The 18460-nt window shown below is 66.4% G+C and carries 18 protein-coding genes; 11 read left to right on the forward strand and 7 right to left on the reverse strand.

Annotated elements, in window-relative coordinates; translation table 11 throughout:
• The first annotated feature begins 35 nt into the window (after nucleotides 1-35).
• Both ACFQDH_RS04695 and ACFQDH_RS04700 read left to right on the forward strand, forming a co-directional pair.
• A complete protein-coding gene (locus ACFQDH_RS04695) occupies nucleotides 36-1208 on the forward strand; it encodes a peptidoglycan-binding domain-containing protein (protein WP_382398949.1) in 1173 nt (390 codons plus the stop codon).
• 106 nt (nucleotides 1209-1314) lie between these two features.
• Nucleotides 1315-2763 (forward strand): phospholipase D-like domain-containing protein, encoded by a 1449-nt coding sequence (locus tag ACFQDH_RS04700; RefSeq protein ID WP_382398951.1) that lies wholly within the window; start codon nucleotides 1315-1317, stop codon nucleotides 2761-2763.
• A gap of 47 nt (nucleotides 2764-2810) precedes the next feature.
• Here ACFQDH_RS04700 and ACFQDH_RS04705 read toward each other — a convergent pair whose 3' ends face one another.
• A complete protein-coding gene (locus tag ACFQDH_RS04705) occupies nucleotides 2811-3851 on the reverse strand; it encodes a LacI family DNA-binding transcriptional regulator (RefSeq protein WP_382398953.1) in 1041 nt (346 codons plus the stop codon).
• 146 nt (nucleotides 3852-3997) lie between these two features.
• On the opposite strand from ACFQDH_RS04705, the gene ACFQDH_RS04710 reads away from it, so the two are divergent.
• Both ACFQDH_RS04710 and ACFQDH_RS04715 read left to right on the forward strand, forming a co-directional pair.
• Complete coding sequence (locus ACFQDH_RS04710; RefSeq protein WP_382398955.1) at nucleotides 3998-6592, forward strand: GH92 family glycosyl hydrolase; 2595 nt, start codon at nucleotides 3998-4000, stop codon at nucleotides 6590-6592.
• 911 nt (nucleotides 6593-7503) lie between these two features.
• Nucleotides 7504-9261, forward strand: coding sequence for an ABC transporter substrate-binding protein (locus tag ACFQDH_RS04715; RefSeq protein ID WP_382398956.1), 1758 nt, complete (start codon nucleotides 7504-7506; stop codon nucleotides 9259-9261).
• Between the two features lie 46 nt (nucleotides 9262-9307).
• Here ACFQDH_RS04715 and ACFQDH_RS04720 read toward each other — a convergent pair whose 3' ends face one another.
• Together ACFQDH_RS04720 and ACFQDH_RS04725 are read right to left on the reverse strand one after the other, a co-directional pair.
• A complete protein-coding gene (locus ACFQDH_RS04720) occupies nucleotides 9308-9676 on the reverse strand; it encodes a hypothetical protein (RefSeq protein ID WP_382398958.1) in 369 nt (122 codons plus the stop codon).
• Between the two features lie 70 nt (nucleotides 9677-9746).
• The gene (locus tag ACFQDH_RS04725; protein WP_382398960.1) at nucleotides 9747-10208 is read right to left on the reverse strand and encodes a winged helix-turn-helix transcriptional regulator; all 462 of its coding nucleotides are present in this window, start codon (nucleotides 10206-10208) and stop codon (nucleotides 9747-9749) included.
• An 87-nt stretch (nucleotides 10209-10295) separates the two neighbouring features.
• On the opposite strand from ACFQDH_RS04725, the gene ACFQDH_RS04730 reads away from it, so the two are divergent.
• The 4 genes from ACFQDH_RS04730 to ACFQDH_RS04745 all read left to right on the forward strand — a co-directional run bounded on the left by ACFQDH_RS04730 (nucleotide 10296) and on the right by ACFQDH_RS04745 (nucleotide 12728).
• The gene (locus ACFQDH_RS04730) at nucleotides 10296-10853 is read left to right on the forward strand and encodes a dihydrofolate reductase family protein (RefSeq protein WP_382398962.1); all 558 of its coding nucleotides are present in this window, start codon (nucleotides 10296-10298) and stop codon (nucleotides 10851-10853) included.
• Between the two features lie 11 nt (nucleotides 10854-10864).
• Entirely contained in the window at nucleotides 10865-11212 is a 348-nt protein-coding gene (locus tag ACFQDH_RS04735) for a pyridoxamine 5'-phosphate oxidase family protein (protein ID WP_382398964.1), read from the forward strand.
• 213 nt (nucleotides 11213-11425) lie between these two features.
• Nucleotides 11426-12385, forward strand: coding sequence for a LysR family transcriptional regulator (locus tag ACFQDH_RS04740; RefSeq protein WP_382398966.1), 960 nt, complete (start codon nucleotides 11426-11428; stop codon nucleotides 12383-12385).
• An 82-nt stretch (nucleotides 12386-12467) separates the two neighbouring features.
• Nucleotides 12468-12728, forward strand: coding sequence for a hypothetical protein (locus ACFQDH_RS04745; RefSeq protein WP_382398968.1), 261 nt, complete (start codon nucleotides 12468-12470; stop codon nucleotides 12726-12728).
• Here the strand turns inward: ACFQDH_RS04745 and ACFQDH_RS04750 are convergent.
• Together ACFQDH_RS04750 and ACFQDH_RS04755 are read right to left on the reverse strand one after the other, a co-directional pair.
• Entirely contained in the window at nucleotides 12719-12865 is a 147-nt protein-coding gene (locus ACFQDH_RS04750; RefSeq protein ID WP_382398970.1) for a hypothetical protein, read from the reverse strand. The two genes, ACFQDH_RS04745 and ACFQDH_RS04750, sit on opposite strands and share 10 nt — an antisense overlap.
• A gap of 231 nt (nucleotides 12866-13096) precedes the next feature.
• Nucleotides 13097-13699, reverse strand: a complete 603-nt coding sequence (locus tag ACFQDH_RS04755; protein ID WP_382398972.1) for a heavy metal-binding domain-containing protein — start codon at nucleotides 13697-13699, stop codon at nucleotides 13097-13099.
• Between the two features lie 142 nt (nucleotides 13700-13841).
• Between ACFQDH_RS04755 and ACFQDH_RS04760 the strand changes: the two genes are divergently transcribed.
• The 3 genes from ACFQDH_RS04760 (at nucleotide 13842) to ACFQDH_RS04770 (ending at nucleotide 15738) form a co-directional block, all read left to right on the forward strand.
• Nucleotides 13842-15038 (forward strand): MarP family serine protease, encoded by a 1197-nt coding sequence (locus ACFQDH_RS04760; RefSeq protein WP_382398974.1) that lies wholly within the window; start codon nucleotides 13842-13844, stop codon nucleotides 15036-15038.
• A gap of 145 nt (nucleotides 15039-15183) precedes the next feature.
• Nucleotides 15184-15366 (forward strand): hypothetical protein, encoded by a 183-nt coding sequence (locus ACFQDH_RS04765; RefSeq protein ID WP_382398976.1) that lies wholly within the window; start codon nucleotides 15184-15186, stop codon nucleotides 15364-15366.
• A gap of 9 nt (nucleotides 15367-15375) precedes the next feature.
• Nucleotides 15376-15738, forward strand: coding sequence for a type II toxin-antitoxin system PemK/MazF family toxin (locus ACFQDH_RS04770; RefSeq protein ID WP_382398978.1), 363 nt, complete (start codon nucleotides 15376-15378; stop codon nucleotides 15736-15738).
• Nucleotides 15739-15756: 18 nt separating this feature from the next.
• On the opposite strand, the gene ACFQDH_RS04775 is transcribed toward ACFQDH_RS04770, so the two are convergent.
• Together ACFQDH_RS04775 and ACFQDH_RS04780 are read right to left on the reverse strand one after the other, a co-directional pair.
• Nucleotides 15757-17706 (reverse strand): primary-amine oxidase, encoded by a 1950-nt coding sequence (locus ACFQDH_RS04775; protein ID WP_382398980.1) that lies wholly within the window; start codon nucleotides 17704-17706, stop codon nucleotides 15757-15759.
• Complete coding sequence (locus ACFQDH_RS04780; protein WP_382398982.1) at nucleotides 17703-18395, reverse strand: hypothetical protein; 693 nt, start codon at nucleotides 18393-18395, stop codon at nucleotides 17703-17705. The genes ACFQDH_RS04775 and ACFQDH_RS04780 overlap by 4 nt, the downstream gene beginning before the upstream one ends.
• Nucleotides 18396-18460 lie beyond the last annotated feature (65 nt).

Here is an 18460-nt window from a genome sequence, read left to right on the forward strand (position 1 = left end):
CCATTTCTGATTGACTGCACTAGAAAGGGACCACCATGTCCGACCAGACCACCACACCTCCCGCGCGGATGCGCGGCGCCATACCCACTCCGCGGCATGTGCTCGCCGCGGCTCGTGCGTTCGCGCCACCGGTGTCGGCTCCGCTGCAGTTCCTGACGGTTCCATCCCGAATCTCCATGTGGGGCAACGATGTTCACGGTGATTGTGTCACCGCGGAGGAGGCGTTCGCCAAGGCTTGCCACAACCCGGAGATCTTCATCACCGACGCCGAGGCGATCAGCTGGGCCACCGCCCACGGTGTCCTGGAGGGCGCCTACCTGCCCGACGTCCTCAACTGGATGCAGCACGACGGCTTCCGGCAGAACGGCAGCGTGTATGACGACGGCCCGCAGGCCACCGTCGACTGGACGAATCCCTCCGCCCTGCACGCGGCGATAGCGCAAGGCCCGGTGAAGCTCGGCGTTGCCGCGGACCAGCTGGACAACGCCTGGCTCAGCACAGGCGGGACGAGCGGCTGGTTCGGCACCGGTTTCCACGCCGACCCGAACGAGGATCACTGCGTCTCGCTGTGCGGCTACGGCTCCATCGGCTGGCTGGCCGGACAGTTGCACGTGAGCGTGCCCGGCGGTGTCAGCGCCGGCGCCCCCGGCTATGCGTTGTTCACCTGGAACACCATCGGCATCATCGACCAGCCGTCCATGGTCAACATCACCTCCGAGGCCTGGGTGCGCCAGCCCACGACGGTGACCATCGGCCACCTGCAGCCCTGGCCAGTGCTGCGCAAGGGTGCGAACGGTCACCCGGTGCCGACGTTGCAGCACCTGCTGAACGCGCACGGTGCGACGCTCACCGCGGACGGCGACTTCGGTGCGCTGACCGACGCGGCGGTACGCAAGTTCCAGCACAGTGCCGGCCTCGTCGTCGATGGCGTCGTCGGACCGACGACCTGGTCACACCTCGTCATCACCTGTCACAACGGCAGTCACGGTGAGGCGGTCAAGGGCGTGCAGGTGGAGATCAACTTCCGCAACCTGTCCGGCAACCCGGCGACCTACCTCGCAGTGGACGGCCAGTACGGCCCGAAGACAGCGAACGCGGTGCGTGGCTTCCAGCAGGCCGTGCACCTCGAGGTCCCGACGGTGACCGTCGACGGCATCTGCGGTCCGATGACCTGGCAGGCCTTGGTGAGCGGCATGTTGTCTGGGTGAGTCCGCCCGCCCAAGATGGACATGACGTTGTTTGCCGAAGCGCACCGAGCGCGGACACCGGGTGGATACGTTGGGTTGGCTGCGATCCACGAAAGGGCGGACGACCATGACGAGCCGACAGTCCCCGTTGGACTTCCTCGACAACAAACTCGGAGGCGGAGTTGAGGCCGCAATCGCCGCCGAGCATCGGTTCCGGTTGCGGCGTCACGGACACGCTGCACTGCTTCGCCCGCCGGCCCCCGGCACTCCCGCGGGATGGGTCGACGGCGTGCCCGTGCGCAGGGGCAACCGGATGGAAGTTCTCGTCGATGGCGAAGCGGCGCTGCGGCGGATGCAGGAGGCGATCGAGGGCGCGCGGTCCCATGTGCACATCGCCGGCTGGCACTCCAGCCCGGACTTCCTCCTCCGTCCTGAGGGGCCTCCGTTGCGCGATCTCCTGGCGCAGAAGGCACAGAGCGTGCCAGTCCGGTTGCTGATATGGGCGGGTCCACCGCTTCCCGTCTTCTCGCCCTCTCGCGGACATGTGGCCAAGGACCGGATCGACTTCCAACGCGACTCGCGCATCGAATGCGAATTGGATAAACGTGAGCGGACAATGCACTGCCATCACGAGAAGTTGGTCATCGTCGACGACGAGATCGCGTTCGTCGGCGGGATCGATCTGACGCATTTGGGCGGCAACCGGTTGGACGGCAACCGGCACCCGAACGACGGGCGGCTGGGCTGGCATGACTGCGCGAGCGTCATACAGGGACCGGCGGTGGTCGATGTCGCGCGCCACTTCGTGGACCGTTGGCGCGAGGTGACCGGACGTGACGTCGCTGACCCACGCCAGAGTGAACCGGCCGGTGAGGTGGACCTTCAGATCCTGCGAACGCTGCCGAACAGCATCTACGGCTTCCTCCCCGACGGAGAGTTCTCGATCCTTGGCGCCTACCTGCGAGCCCTGCGCGCAGCGGAGCGGTTCATTTATCTGGAGAACCAGTTCTTGTGGTCTGCCGAGGTCGTCGACATCCTCATCGACAAGCTTCGTAACCCACCGCACCCCGACTTCCGGCTGCTGCTGGTGCTTCCGCTGCGCCCCAACAACGGCAAGGACACCACGCGCGGACAGTTGGGTCGGCTGCTCGGCGCCGACAGCCACAACCGGTTACTTGCGACCACGCTCCTCGGACCGACCGCGGACAGCCCGGGCGTCTACGTGCACGCGAAGATCGGGATCATCGACGACCGCTGGCTCACGATCGGTTCGGCGAACCTCAACGAGCACTCGCTCTACAACGACACCGAGATGAACGTCCTCACCCTCGACGAGAAGCTTGCCCGCACCACCCGGCTCCAGCTCTGGAGCGAGCACCTCGATCTGCCCGCCGACCAGGTGGACGGTGATCCGTCGTCGGTCATCGACACGGTCTGGCGAACGCAGTGCGATGAACAGGACCCGGTCTCCGCCGCGCACCAAGACCCGATCCACCGCGTCCGCCGGATCTCTGGGCTATCACGCCGGGTGGACCGGTTGCAGGGCCCGCTGCGAGGGCTGCTCGTCGACGGCTGAGCAGCGGCGTCACAGCGGGTCCCGACTTTCCAATGGGCCAAGTCTGGTCAGCGACGACCGGCCGGGGTCAGCTCGCCGGAACCACGCGCGACAAGTGTCGTCGCGAGCACGATCTCCTGAACCGGGCCGGACTCGCCCTCGAGCCTGCGGAACAACTGCAGCGCACCAGAGCGGCCGAGCTCGGCGGCGTCCTGACCTACGACGGTCACCGGCGGCTCCATCAGCGTGGCGAACGGGAAGTCGTCGAAGCCCACGACGGCGATCTCCCGCCGCTGCGGCCCGAGCGCCTCGAGCACGCCGCGGGTCAGCAGGTTGTTGCCGGCGAAGATCGCGGTCGGCGCGTCATCGAGTGCCAATAATTCTCGGGCCGCTGCCCGGGCGTGCTCCGCATCGTGGGCGCGCCGCACGAGGTGGCGGTCGAACGGCAGACCCGCAGCGCTGAGTGCCTCGCGGTATCCCGCGAGTCGCTGCGACCCGGTGTAGCGCACGGTGTCCCCGACGAACGCGATCCGGTGGTGCCCGGCACCGACCAGATGGAGGACGCCGTCCCGGACGCCGGCGGCGTTGGCGAGCAGCACGGTGTCGACCTTCACCCCTGCGGCGGGCCGATCGATGCTCACGACCACGGTGCCGTGCTCGATCTCGTCGGCGAGGTAGCCCAGCTCGGCGCCACTTGGGACAACCAGCAGACCTCCCACCCGCCGGTTGCACAGCTCGTCGAGCAGCTGTCGCTCGACCGCGGGGTCGTCACCGGAACTGCCTGTCGTCAAAAGGAATCCGCGTTCCCGGGCGACGTCCTCGACCGCCTTGGCAAGGGCAGCCCAGTAGGGGTTCGCGACGTTCTCCAGAACCAGGCCGATGCTGCGCGACCGCTGTCCGGACCGCTTCAGGGTCGCCGCGGACTCATTGCGCACGAACCGAAGATCGCGGGCTGCGACGCGAACCCGCTCAGCGGTCTCGACGTACACGCCGGACTCGCCATTGAGCACCCTGGACACGGTCTTCAGACTGACGCCGGCGCGCGCCGCGACGTCGCGCATTGTCGGTCGACGCCCCTCGATTGCCGAATCTGCTGGCAACGTTGTCACCCTTCCCTCGCTTCCGGACTGTATACACGACAACGACTGTGCAGTGAAATCCATCGCCCCACTAACCACCACGGAGGGCTTCGCCAGGAATACGTTGACAACGTTGTCTAGCACAGACAACGCCCTACGGAGTCAAGGAGCACAGCGTGAAGATTCCCTCGTTACGGTCACGACGCCTGGCGCGCAGCGCCGGTGCCGCGATCGGGTCGGCGGCACTCGCCTCGGCCGCCGCTCTGATCATCGTGCCGACCGCCGACGCAGCGCCCACCCTGGTGAGCGACCCCGCGTCCCTGGTCAACACCATCGTCGGCACCTCGGGTGCCGTCGACACCTTCCCCGGGCCCGCCGTGCCGTTCGGTATGACGCAGTGGAGCCCCGACACCTCACCCGATCGCCCCGCGGGCGGCGGCTACGAATACAACGACACCAGCCTGCGCGGCTTCAGCCTGACCCACATCTCGGGCCCGGGCTGCGGCGCCAGCGGCGACATCCCGATCCTGCCGGTCGTCGGCGACGTCGGCACCGACCCGGGCGGCCTCACCACGCCATACACCCACGATGGCGAGAAAGCGACGGCCGGCTTCTACCAGGTCACCACCGGCAGCGGATCGAACGCCGTGACCACGGCACTCACGTCGACCCAGCGCGCCGCGATCGGGAAGTTCACCTTCCCGCAGTCGACCGCCTCCAACCTCGTCGTCAAGCTGAACGGCGGCGCAAGTCAGGTCGACGGCACCAGTGCCACGGTCGTCGGCGCCAGCGAACTCGTCGGCTCGGTCACGTCCGGCCATTTCTGTGGTCAGAGCAGCAGCCTGGAGCACGACTACACGCTGCACTTCGACCTGAAATTCAACCAGCCGTTCACCGCAAACAGCTACGGCACCGCTGCCGGCGGCGGGCCCGCGGGCGAGGTCCTCACCTTCGACACGACGGCGGGTGCACCGGTGCTCGCCAAGGTGGGCATCTCCTACACGAACGCCGCGAACGCGACGGGCAACCTGACCACCGAGATCCCCGCCTGGGACTTCGACGGTGTCCACAACGGCGCGAGCGCCGCGTGGAACAAGCTGCTCGGCAAGATCGAGATCGGCGGCGGCACGCACACCCAGCAGGCGCAGTTCTACACCGCGCTCTACCACTCGCTGTTGCACCCGAACGTGTTCAGCGACGACAACGGCCAATACATGGGGTATGACGACAAGGTCCACCAGGTTGCGGCCGGTCACGACCAGTACGCGAACTACTCCGGCTGGGACATCTACCGCAGCCAGGTGCAGCTCTCCGCGATGGTCGCGCCGGAGCAGACGAGCGACTCGATCACCTCGATGCTGAACGACTATGACCAGACCGGAATGATGCCGAAGTGGGCGCTCAACAACGGTGAGAGCTATGTGATGGTCGGCGATCCCGCCGACCCGATCATCGCCGACGCCTACGCCTTCGGTGCACGTGACTTCGACGTCCAGCACGCGTTGACCGCCATGGTCGATGAGGCCACTCAGCCGAACAACAACCGGCCGGGTCAGCACACCCGTGACGTCTACGGCTACCTGCCGTATGACGCGAGCTACGCCTGCTGCAACTTCTACGGTCCGGTGTCGACGCAGCTGGAATACGACTCGGCCGACTACTCGATCGCGTCGTTGGCCCGGTCCATCGGCAACACCAGCACCTACACGAAGTTCGCCACCAAGGCGCAGGACTGGCAGAACACCTTCAACTCGGGCACCGGATACGTCCAGGCCAAGCTCGCCAACGGCCAGTGGGTCCCCGGATTCACCCTCCACGGGCACCGGCATGGTCGAGGGCACCTCCGCGCAGTACACCCCGATGGTGCCGTTCAACATCAAGACGCTGGCGACGGCGAAGGGCGGCAACGCGGCATACGGGAAGTACCTCGACAGCCTGTTCACCTCGATCGACCACCCGAGCGGCACCAACGCCGACCTGTCGAACGAGCCGAGCATCGAGATCCCCTGGGAGTACGACTACATCGGCCAACCGTCGAAGACCCAGAAGGTCGTGCGGGACGCACAGCAGCAGCTGTACTTCGATGCGCCCGTCGGTCAGTTCGGCAACGACGACCTCGGCGCCATGAGCTCCTGGTATGTCTGGTCGAACCTCGGTATGTACCCGGAGACCCCGGGCACCGACACCCTGGCGCTGGGCAGTCCGGTCTTCCCACTCACGGTGGTGCACCTCGCGAACGGCAGGACCACGACGATCACGGCACCCAATGCGGCGCCGAACGCGCCATACGTGCACGGCCTGAAGCTGAACGGCGGCACGTGGAACAAGCCGTGGACGACATACAGCACCTTCGGACAGGGCACGACACTCGCATTCGATCTCGGCACCACGCCGAACACGTCCTGGGGCTCGGCGGCGAAGAACGCTCCGCCGTCGGATGGCACGGGCCAGACACCGGTCTTCGCGTCGGCCACCCCGGCGAGCGCCATCCTGCAGCCCGGCAGTACAACGACCGCCAACGTGACCGTGACGAATGTCAGCGGCTCGACGCAGACGGTCGATTGGTCCGCTCACCCGATGAACGGCCTCTCCGTGAGCCCGACCCAGGGCTCGGTCAAGGTCAAGGCGGGCGCCACCGCGACGGCTCCGGTGAAGATCACCGCCTCGGCGAGTGCCGAGGGTCGCTACTCGGTCGGCCTCGACTTCTCGCTCGCCGGCGGCGGTGCACTTCCGTCGTCATCGATCGACGTCTCGGTCGCCAAGCCGGGTGAGGTGTGGCCGTTCTACACGAACGCCGGCATCACCGACGACGGCAACACCAACGCCGCGACGTATGACGGCGGGGGCTGGAGCTATTCGGCTCAGGCGTTGGCGGCGGGCGGGGTCACCCCCGGCTCGAGTGTGAGCGCTGACGGCATCGACTACACCTGGCCGAACGTCCCGGTCGCGACCCTCGACAACATCGAGGAGGCCGGCCAGACGATCCCGTTGTCGGTGCCCGCCAGCGCGACTCGCATCGGTCTGCTCGGCTCGGCGACCAACGCCGGGTCGTCGGGAGCGGGTGGCACGGTGACCGTCCACTACACCGACGGCACGTCGTCGACGTTCGACGCGATGTTCAGTGACTGGACGCTCGGCGGCGGTGGCGGCACTCCGGTGACCGGCAACGTGACCGCGATCAGCACGACCTATCGGAACGCCGGCGGCAACAACCAGGACAACGTGAAGACGTTCGTCTTCAGCGTGTCCGCCCCGCTGACCGCGGGCAAGACGGTCGCGAGCATCACGTTGCCATTGGCCAGCGGTGGTGACGCGCACGTCTTCGCCATCGGCTTCGACGGGACGACGACGGCGAGCTCGCAGTCCAAGACCGCGGTGCCGCACGTCGCTCCGGCGAAGCCGGGCAAGGCCCAACCCGGGCACGTCGTGCCCAAGCCGAGTCCGCGGCGGTAGCGGTTCGGGAACACCCTCGGTCGGGGTGGTCGCCATCGGCGGCCACCCCGGCCACCCGGGCCAAGCCGGCGAGAGGCGCGTCCAAAATTGGACACGTGACTTTCTTACGCAGCCCGGAGCGGGCCTGGTAAGCAAGTTACGATCTCGGCCTTCTGAGATCGCGGGAATTGCGCGTGCTTACGAATTCGTGGTGCGTGATCGCAGTTTCATGACGAGAGAGAAGTGACGGATGCGCTGGACGAAGACGGTTGCACTGACCACTGCTGGGCTGACTGCAGTTTCACTGGCTGCGTGCGGCAGCGGCGGCCCATCGAGCAAGGGGAAGGGCGACAACAGCAACGTCAGATCCGCTTCGGCAGCTCAGACGAAGGCAGCGGTTGCCGCTTCCGACGCAGGCCTCCAAGGGCCGGCGCCGGCGGTACCGGGCGCGAAGAAGGGCGGCACGCTCTACCTCGACGACTCCTCGAATCCGCCGACCATGGACCCGTCGGGCATCTACTACACCGACTCAGGGCTGATCGCGGCGCAGTACCTCTTCCGAGCCTTGACGCAGTACAAGGTCGTGCATGGTCAGCAAGTGCTGGTCCCCGACCTCGCGACCAATGTCGGCACTCAATCTGCGGACGGGCTCACCTGGACGTTCAAGATCAAGCCGGGGTTGAAATACTCCGACGGTTCACCGGTCAAGATCGAAGACTTCGCCTACGCGATCAAACGGTCGTTCGCCACGGAGAGCGTCGCTGCCGACGGCACGACATACCAGATGCAATATCTCAAGGGCGGCAATACCTACAAGGGTCCGTTCAAGCAGCCGAAGGCGAACTTCCCGGGCGTCACGACCCAGGGCAACGACACGCTGGTCTTCCACCTGACCCAGAAGATGCCGTCGTTCAACTACTTCGCTTCCTTCCCGCAGTTCAGCCCGATCCCGCAGTCCAAGGACACCAAGAACGACTATCAGAAGCACCCGCTGACGACGGGGCCGTACGAGGTGTCGACATACAACATCGGCCAGAAGCTGGTCCTGACCCGCAATCCCAACTGGGCCCCGGCCTCGGACCCGGTGCGGCACAACTACCCGGACAAGATCCAGGTCAACTTCTCGATCAGCAATCTCCCGTCGCAGCAGCGGATCCTGGCCAACAGCGGGATCGGCGCCGACACCATCAACATCGGCGCGCTCGACGCGTCGCTGGCCTCCCAGGTCACCGGAGCCAAGAAGAACCAGTTCGTGATCGGACCCGGCTCGTGCGTCATGTATGTCGAGATGGACGACCGAAAGATCCCGCTGGACATCCGCAAGGCGATCGCCTACGCGTGGCCGTTCAACGAGATCCGCAAGGCCGGCGGCTTGTCGAACCTGGCTTACCAGCCGGCGACCACGTTCGACGCGCCCAGTCTGCAGGGTTACAAGAAATACCCGGCGCTGCCCTACGCGAAGGGGCAGGGCAACGGGGACCCGGCCAAGGCCAAGGCGATGCTGAAGAAGGCGAACAAGCTCGGCTTCCAGCTGTCCTACTACTACATCAGCGACGACCCGGCAAAGGTCGCGGCCAACAACGCGCGGAAGGCGGGCCTGGAGAAGGCCGGCTTCACGGTGAAGGACATCCCACTGGCGAAGGCCGAGTACACCAAGAAGATCGGCGAAGGGAACGCACCGGTCAACATGGGGCAGGGCACACCTGGTTGGTGCTACGACTGGCCGACCGGTGACTCGGTCTACCCCGTCCTGTTCAACGGCGCCTACATCGACCAGGGCGGCGGTGTCGGCATGTTCAAGAACGCCGCCGTCAATGCGCAGATGGCCAAGACCAGCGCGATGGACCCGGCGAAGGCTGCCCCGAAGTGGGCCGCGCTGGACCAGGAGCTGATGACCAAGTATTTCCCGAGCCTGCCGGACTACTACACGATGAGCACCCTGACCTTCGGACGGAACGTGAACAACGTCGTGCTGAACAGCATGTCGCAGGTGTGGTTGTCGAACTGACTGATCGGCCCGGTTTCGTCGGCCGAGGCCGTGCTTGGGGTCGTAGTTATGGGGAAGGCAGTTTGAGCTGCGCGGGCCAGTCCGTGGGCTCGCTGCCTTCCCGGACGTAGACGCCTGGCCAGTGCGAGTCGACGACGGCGATCGCGACGTCGGCGTCGACCCCGCGGAGCTTGTGTATGGCGGCGTGGTCGACAACCTCCCGATCACAACCGACGACGTCTCCAGTGCCGAGCACCGCCGCCTCCGCCGGGGCCGATTGTCTGACCAAGTTGTGTCCGCGAAAAGTCTTGTTCTGAAAGACGATTCGGGCGTTACATTCGCCCTGGAGGGAGCCACTCGATTCGGAGCCACAGCCCGCGAGCAGCAACAGCGAAGCCACCAGCACTCCGCCGCCAATCCGTGCCGTCGTCGACATACGGTCAGTATCGACCGTGGTTCCGTCATCCACCGGGACCGTCACCGACCTGCAACGCGCGGGCGACGGCTCAGCCGACGGTCGTCGCCGCCCCCGGCCCGGGGAGGACGTCGACGTCGTCGGCATGCATCGGGCCACCGCAGCTACTGCAGCGGGAGTCGACCTGCGCGATCTGGCCGCATGCGTGGTGGCGATACAACACGGGCGGCCCAGCCTCGCCCGCCAGCCAGTGGTCGCCCCACCGGACCATGACCATCAGCACGTCCAGCAGCTCAGTCCCCTTCTTCGTGAGGTGATATTCGAAGCGGGGGCGTGCGCCATACGGCCGGCGTTCGAGCACCTCCTGCTCGACCAGGTGGTTCAGCCGTTCGGTGAGAACCTTGCGGGAGATGCCAAGGTCTGCTTGCAGCTGATCGAAGCGCCGGATGCCGACCCAGATGTCGCGGACGATCAAGGCCGACCAGGGCTCTCCGATCACGTCCCAGGTGCGGGCGATCGAGCAGGCCATCTCACCGAACTGGGTGCGTTGCATGGGACCAAGTTATCACTTGGGGTTCCCTTAAGGAACTAAGTGCGCTAGCGTCTACGTCTCTTCACGGAACCCCCGAAAGGAAACGTCATGAGCAAGGTCATAGCGGCCCTGGCGGTCTCGGTCGACGGCTACATCACCGGCAGTAACCCTCGACCGGGCCACGGTCTCGGCGCGGGCGGCGTGCTTTTCGATTGGTATGGCGACACCGGCAACGCCGCCACCTACCAGCAACTCGTCGACCGCGTGGGCGCGGTGGTGACCGGACGCACGACATACGACGACTGCGAGGGTTTCGGCGGCGGCAGCCCGCACCCGACGGCCCCGATGGTTGTGGTCAGCCACCGCCCGCAGCCGGCGGAGTATGTCGACTCGCAGCGCCAGATCTTCGCTACTTCGATCGGGGACGGCATCGCGCGAGGAAAGGAACTCGCAGGCGGAAAGGACGTCGGCATCCAGGGCGGCGTCACCGCGACCGCCGCGATCGAAGCGGGCCTGGTCGACGAGGTCATCCTGCATCAGGTGCCGGTCCTGCTCGGTGACGGCCGGCCGTTCTTCGGACAACTCTCCGAGCAGGTTCCGCTCACGCTCATTGACACCGTCGCTGGCGCCGGTGTCACCCACCTCCACTACCGAATCTCGAAGTGAGGATCACGACGATGCTCAGCAACGACCTCCGCTCCGCCCTGGACGGCACCCCGATCGCCCATCTCGCGACGACCCTGCCCGACGGCGCACCCCACTCGGTCCCCGTGTGGATCGGCACCGTCGGCGACCGGGTTGCGATCATGACCGGGCCCGACTCCCGCAAGGCGCGCAATCTGCGCCGCGATCCCAGGGTCGCGATCTCGCTCACGCCACCCGACGAGCCGTTCTCGCCCGTCATACTCCGCGGTCGCGTCGTCGAGTGGCTGGACGGCGAGCAGGGTGGCAGGTGGTCGACGAGATCTCGACCAAATACACCGGCGGCCCGTATGGGCGCGATGTCGAACGGGTCATCGGGCTGATCGAGGTTGACCACCACCAGATCGGAATGTGAGGACGGCCCGTGGCGGAGTCGCAGTATTGGGACGACCATGTCCCACCCGCCGTAGACTTTCTGAACGGCCCGACGACGAGCCGCCCGGACGGCCATGTCCGGTGAATGAGGTGATTCGTCAGTGACCGGGCCAGTACGCCGAGCCGCTCCGCGCGCCGAGACCGCAGCGAGGCTGGCGACCGTGAGCGACGCTGTAGCCGAGCGCCATACAGGCAAGTTGGCGAGCGGCAATCACGTGGAGTTGCGGCAGTTGCGCTACTTCCTGACCCTGGCCGAGGAGTTGCATTTCGGCCGCGCAGCAGCGCGCGAGCACATCGTGCAATCCGCCTTGAGCCAGCAGATCCAGCGGCTGGAACGAGCGCTCGGTGTGACCTTGGTGGAGCGCACTACCCACTACGTCCGCCTCACCCGCGCCGGCGAAGCCCTGGTCGCCGAGGCGCCCACTGTCCTGCGGGCGGTGGATCGGGCCGTCGCAGCTGCGCAAACCGCCGGCGCAGACACCGAGGTCCTGGCCGTGGCCGTCGGTGACTCGAGCCTGGACTCCATGCCGCAGGTGCTGCGCAACGTGCAGTACAACCATCCCGGCCTGGTGGTGCACCGTCTGGAGGCGACTGTCACCGCCCAGTACCGGATGCTGGCCGAAGGCTCTCTCGATGTCGGCTTCGGCAACGCCGCGAACGCCCCGCCCGGAGTGGTCTCCGAGCTGATCCGACTCGACCCGCTGGGTGTGCTGGTCCGGGAGGGGAACCCGATCGCAGGCGCAGACAGCACCGTCCTGGCGGCCCTGGCCGGCGTGCCGTTGGTGCTCGCCGACGACTCTCAGGCCCCCGAGTTCAATGCGTTCCTGGTCGCAGCTTGTGAGGCTGCCGGCTTCGAGCCCAGGCGGTACCACGGCACCGTGCAGAGCATCCGCGCCGCGGCATACCTGGTCGCCGAGGACGACTGCGCGGCGGTGGTCCCACGGTCCTGCGACCTGCTCATGCCCGGCCTTCGGTGGGTCCAGTTCTCGCCTCCGATCCTCTACCCGTGGTTCCTGCTGTCACGGTCCGGCGACTCCCGCTGGGCAGTGCGTTCGGTGCACGAGTCCGCGCATGGTCTGGCCGCCAAACTTGGCTGGCTCGCTGGTGATCAGCCGATCTGATCGGTTGTGTTCCGTGTGCGGCTTTCCGTTGTGTGTCAACGCTGGTTTGCTGGTCGACATATCGAACGGAGCGGGGTGGGTCATGCCACGGTTCGAAGGCGCATCGGGTTGGCCGGGGGCACAGAGCGCCCTGGACCGTGTATGGCGTGCGTTGAGTGTCTTGTTCACAGCGGGCGTCGAGCTGCAAGAGCGCCTACTGCTGATCAACCGGCCGTGGGAAGAGGAGTTGCTGCACTGGGGTGAAGACGCGCGTTTGCACGGAGCAATTGCGCCGCCTCCCGGCCAGCACAGCACCACCAGCACTGGGTGGTGCCTCGGCACCCACCGCCGAGTTCAGTTCTGACCCTGACCGCGCAACGGCTTCTCCTTCGGCTCATCCAGGTGTCGCTCCAGCAGGTACATCAGGAACGGCAACGCGCCGATCAGCAGGAGCATCGCCACCATGATCTCGACCCCTTCATCCATCCCGAAACGCATCACGCACCACTGCTCCCCTTCGACAAGCCTTCACTGGATGACCTGAAGGAGGCTTCGGCGCTCGCGGGTGATACCTCATGTGGCGTGCGTCTGGGGTGATGCCAGACGTGCGCTATGGCGCACGGGTGGCATAGCGCCGGTTGCGTTGGCGGTCAGACCGGGAGGACTGCACGCTCGGCTCGCTCGCGAGCGAGATCATCAAGACCGACCTGGACGTGCACGACGCGCTGATCCTCACGCCTGTGGCAGCTGCTCGACCACGATCGCCGTCCCGCTGGCGGTCACACCGAAGACGTACGGGTGATAGTTGGTGTTGTTTCCAACGCCCGAGGACTTCGGGTCGACCGTCAGGTAGTCGAAGTCGACCCCGATGACGGCGTTGCACTCCAGGGCGTAAGCGGCTTCCTTGACCTGAGTGAGCGCATTCTGCCGGAGTTGGCTCATCGACGACATGAGGCCGTCTCCCACCCCGGTCGACCGGCCGAACACGCCCGATGTCCGCTGGAACTGCACGGCATCGTCTCCGGAGACATACCCCGCATATCTGGTGATCTGGTAACCCTCGAAGTTGAAACCGGTCGTCACCAGCATCGCGTCCATCGCCTCCTGCTTCAGGCCCGCAGCTCGATCCCGCTCGGACGCCTCGCGGGCCGTCCGCTCCTTCTGCTGCACCAGGTATTGCTTGAACGCGAGCACGATCTCGTCGACGTTCTGACCGTCGGTCAGCTCGAGACCGCCCATCATCCCCGACTTGTAGGCATACCAGGACTTCCTCAGCCAGCGCTCGAACGCGGCACCGTCGACGCCATACATCCTGACGATCTCTTTGGTCTTCATGCGCGCTCCTCCTCAGAGACGATGAGCAAGATAAGCACGCCGCGCCGCGCCAGGTCCCGATTTCGGCATTCGTCACGCGTGGCGCCGGCCGGCTCGAGCGCGACGACCCACTGGCGAGGAGCTCTCGCATAGGGTCACGACTGTGATCAGTGGCGCCACGGTTCTCGACGTCCTGCTCGTGCTGATGCTGATCGGGTATGCCGTCGCGCATTACCGGACCGGATTCGTCGCGGGCGCGCTGTCTCTGGCGGGCTTCCTGGCCGGCGGATTCCTCGGATTGTGGCTGATACCAGGGGTATTGGAGCGTTGGTCGGCCACGGCCGACAGCGCCCTCCGACAAGGACTGCTGCTCATCGTCGGAGTGCTCGCGCTGGCCGTCGTCGGGCAGACCCTGGGGGCGCGGGCTGGTAGCCGGTTCCGGTCCCTGCTGCGTGTCCAACCGGCGCTCAAGGTCGACTCCGTGCTCGGCGCGGTGGCGGGCGTGGTGGTTTCCGCCATACTCGCCTGGTTCGTCGCGGGATCCGTGCAAGGTGCCCTGCCCGCGGGGGCGTCGGAAGCGGTGGCGCACTCGCGGGTGTTGCAGGGTGTCGACCGAGTCATGCCGTCGGGGGCCGACCGCTTCTTTGCCGGCCTGCGGCAACTGGTCGACGACCGAGGGATGCCCGATCTGTATGCCGGGCCGATCGCACCCGTCGCCCCGCCGGGATCGGAGGCGGTGCGCGGACCCGGCGTCGCGCGTGCCGCCGCTTCGATCGTGAAAGTGACTGGTATCGCTGACAGTTGCGGGCTTGCACAGGAGGGCAGCGGCTGGGTTGCGGCGCCGCACCGCGTGGTGACCAACGCGCACGTCGTCGCCGGTGTCGAGCACCCGCGGGTGCAGATCGGCGGCACAGGACGCAGCTATCCGGCGACGACAGTGGCGTTCTCCCAGGACCGTGACATTGCCGTGCTGGCGGTGCCGGACCTGAACGCCCCTGCGCTCCCGACCGGCGCCGAACTCTCCCGCGGCGACGACGCCGTCGTGGCAGGTTTCCCGGAGAACGGCCCCTACCGACTCGACGGAGCACGGATCAACTCGCGCCTGCATGCCCTCGGCACCGACATCTACGGCCAGCCCGCCGCGCCTCGTGACGTGTATGCGCTCACTGGTCGCGTGCAGCCGGGCAACTCCGGCGGGCCGTTGCTGTCGTCGACCGGTCAGGTGGTGGGCACCGTCTTCGCGAAGTCGGCCCGCGGCGCGCCGACCGCCTACGCGCTGACGCTGGACGAGAGCCGACCGGTCGTCGAGGCGGCCGCCCACGCCACCACTCCAGTCTCCACCGGTTCGTGCGTCGACTGAGCCAATCGCAACGAAGTACGTGGACACCACCCGAGACGAAGCCCGAAGTCGTACCGCAAGGTATACTCACAGTATGACTTCGACGACTATCAAGGTGGCGGATGCCACGCACAGTCGACTCCGTCGACTGGCGAAGGCGTCAGGAATGACTCAGGGCGCCTTCATCGAATCGCTCCTCGACCAGCGCGAGGAAGCGGACTTTTGGCAAGCCGTCGAAGCACTCGATCCTGCGGAAGTCAGGCAGGCACTGGCCGATGACGGCGATGAGCCGAGCGATGACTACCGAGCCGAGGACGCTGGACTGGACCGCGACGAGCAGGGCGAGTGAGTCGTCCACATGGCAGGAGGGACAAGCCGACCCCAGCGACCGAAGTCGTCGGGTCAGAGCTTCACTCGCGGTGACGTCGTGTGGGCCGATCTCGACCCGGCGAAGGGTAGGGAGCAAGCCAAACACCGGCCGTACCTGGTCCTCTCGGACACGCGCTATCACCACGCCTTTTCATTGGTCATCGGCGTCCCTATGACCAGCGCCGAGCGGTCCTGGCCAACCCGCGTGCAGGTTACGTCAGGATCGTGGGCAATCTGCGAGCAAGTCCGCACCTTCTCCACCGAACGCATCACCCGCGTCGAGCGACGCCGGTACGACGTGAGCGCGGTTCAGAAGATTGTCACGCGGCTCATCGGAGGGCCCGGCCGATAGGCAGCGGGCGATGAGCTGTCATGCGTGCTGGGGATTGCAGTGGTCGCCGGTGGGCGGGACGTCCAGTGCGGGGTTGCGGTCGAAGAAGCCGAAGGGCTTCAGCTGGAAGGTGACGGTATCGGCCGGCATCACCGGCCAGTCCTCGGGCCGCGTGATGTGGTTGATCCCGAAGACGTACCAGAGCACGACATCGGTGTCCTCGATGCTGCGGTTTGCCGCGGTCCAGGCCGGCAGGCCCTCGTCCCGACTGCTCTGGTTGACGAATTCACCGCAAGGCCAACGTTCTTCGGAGTTGTATGGCGTCACCCACAAAGTGTGCCCGAGCACCTGGGCTCGCTGGAACACCGGTGAGTTCTGGTCGATCAGCGCCGGGAAGCAGCCGGTCGGGATCAGCTTGTAGGCGACTGGCGTGCCGGCGGCGTTGCGGGAGTGCTCGTTGACCACTTTCCAGGTCCGTTGGCTGGACCAGTCGTAATCCTGCTTGCCGTCCGACTCGGTCCGTAGCGGCGTCGAAGTAGCGGCCAGCGCCAGCCCGAACGGGTTCTCGTCGCTGACCGGATCGGGCGAGCAGTCCGTCCGATAAACGGTATTCGGGCCGCCGTCGACATTCATGTCCAGCCGCGCCACCAGGAAGTGCTGGTGGTGCGGGGCATAGGTGCGCTCCCCGATCATCGTTCCGTGGCGCGGCTGCTCGCCATCCGCGATGTGGGTGGCGACCATGATCCCGGTGGCGCGCACCTGGCACTCGATGGTGCCGTCCTGGTAGAAGGACCAGTAGATGAGGTATTCGTAATTGGCGACGGTGACGTGACACGACACGGTCAGCCGGCGTGAGCGACGCACCTCGGCGCCGGCCTGAGCATCGACGTGCTTCCACAGGACCCGGTCGTCCTCCTCGTGGATGCAGATCGCGTGGTTGATCGTGTATGGCGTGCCGGTGCTGTCGTGCAGCACAGCGTCCAGGTAGCGGATCTCACCCAGGCAGTCGCAGCCCAGCTCCAGCGAGGTGGTCATGAAACCCAGACCCCACTCGCCGATGTCGAACGCGGTCCGGTTGGTGTGGTCGATGGCCGGGTCGCGGTAAGGGACCACCATCTCGGCCAACGAGATCCGGTCCGCGACCGGGCGTGCCCGATCGCCGTCTGTGTAGCTGATCCGGTGCAGGACCAGTCCCTCGCGGTAGTTGAACCCGACCCGGAAGGTCCAGTTCTGCCAGGAGATCTGGTTGCCGTCCAGGGTGAAGGAGACGCCGTCGGGCTGGGTGATCACCAGCGGCTTCAGATCGGTGCGGGCCTGATAGCCGGGGATGAGGCCGGGCACGTATTCGCCCATGACAGAAGGCTTTTCAACACTGAAGGTGTCCTGGATCTCCAGCAGCTGCATCGAGTTCACGTCGATGACGCAGTGGAACCCGTTGACCGGATTCGCGTAAGGATTCGACCCCTCCTGGTCGCGATACCAGGTGTCGGTCCACCCGACCCGAAGCGACTTGTACTTCTCCGGTATCAGGAATCCGCCATACGTCCAGGTGTCCATCAACACCCGGTCCATGTCGGTCAGGCCACGGCGGGCCAACGCCTCGATCACGCGCTCGTCATGGCGCAGCATCTCGTCGGCTTCATGCCACTCGTCGATCGTCATGTTCGGCTGCACACCGGGCCGGTGCTCGAAGCTGTCCACCCGGTCACCGGTCAGGTCGACGACCGCGACATGGACATCGCCGCTGTCGCGGTCGAAACACACGACGCGGGAGCGGCGAGTGATCGGCCCGCCGGGTCGGAACGCGGCGACCACCGGCTTGTCCGGCTCGACCAGCTCGATGGACGCGAAACGCCATCGGTCGGTCGCACCGCGGTCGCGGCGCAGGATCGACACCGTGTGCTCGAACTCGGCCGCAGTCAGCGGGTCCAACGGATGCGTCGCCGGGCCGCCCACCGCGGCCTGCTCGGTCAGGTCACTCTCGCTCATGATGGTGGTCCCTTTGTTGACCTGGTGGTGAAGGCGATGTCGAGGTACTTCAACTCGCTGCGTGGGAGCACGGCCGTCACCACGGTGTGCGGTCCGGTCCGGGCTCCGACGGCATACACCAACGAATCGGTGTCGATCTCGACAGTCGCGATGGAGACTCCATCCACGAGAACGGTCCCGGACCGTCTCACCTCCGCGCCGTTGACGTATGACGCCCACCGCATCTCCGGCCCAGTCGGTTGCCGATAGTGGTTGTTCAGAACGTCGTTCGCGTGGTCCGCCAGCCGCTGCGCGAGGTCGACCTGCCCTGCCCGGGCGCGGCTCCAGCTGGTGCGGACCGCCTCCCGCAGTTGCGGATACCGCCTCCGCTGAACCTCCTCGATCAGCCAGGCCGGCCGCGGCCGCGGCGGCACCGCCACGATCGCAGCCCGCTGCTTCTCATCGAGCTCGGCAAGGTTGACCGGGTCGGAACGGTCGGCGGGGTTGCGCAACAAGGTGTAGGTGACGCTCACGCAGAGCTCGGCATACCCTGCGTCGTCCGAGACGCCGATAAAGCTGAGCAGGTCGGTGTCCTCCAACGACGGCTGTCCCGCCAGGCCCACGACGGGGACGGGCATCTCGCGCAGGCGTCGGCGCTGTTTGATGCGCGGATCGGGCGCGTCCTCCGGCAACACGCCACGGAACTCCATGTCTCCATCATGGTGCTTCGACCGGTCTTCAGCAGGCAGAAAGCAGGCGACCGCCACGGCGGTCG

The sequence above is a fragment of the Flexivirga alba genome, from assembly GCF_042661025.1.
In the GTDB taxonomy this organism is placed as follows: Bacteria; Actinomycetota; Actinomycetes; order Actinomycetales; family Dermatophilaceae; genus Flexivirga; species Flexivirga alba.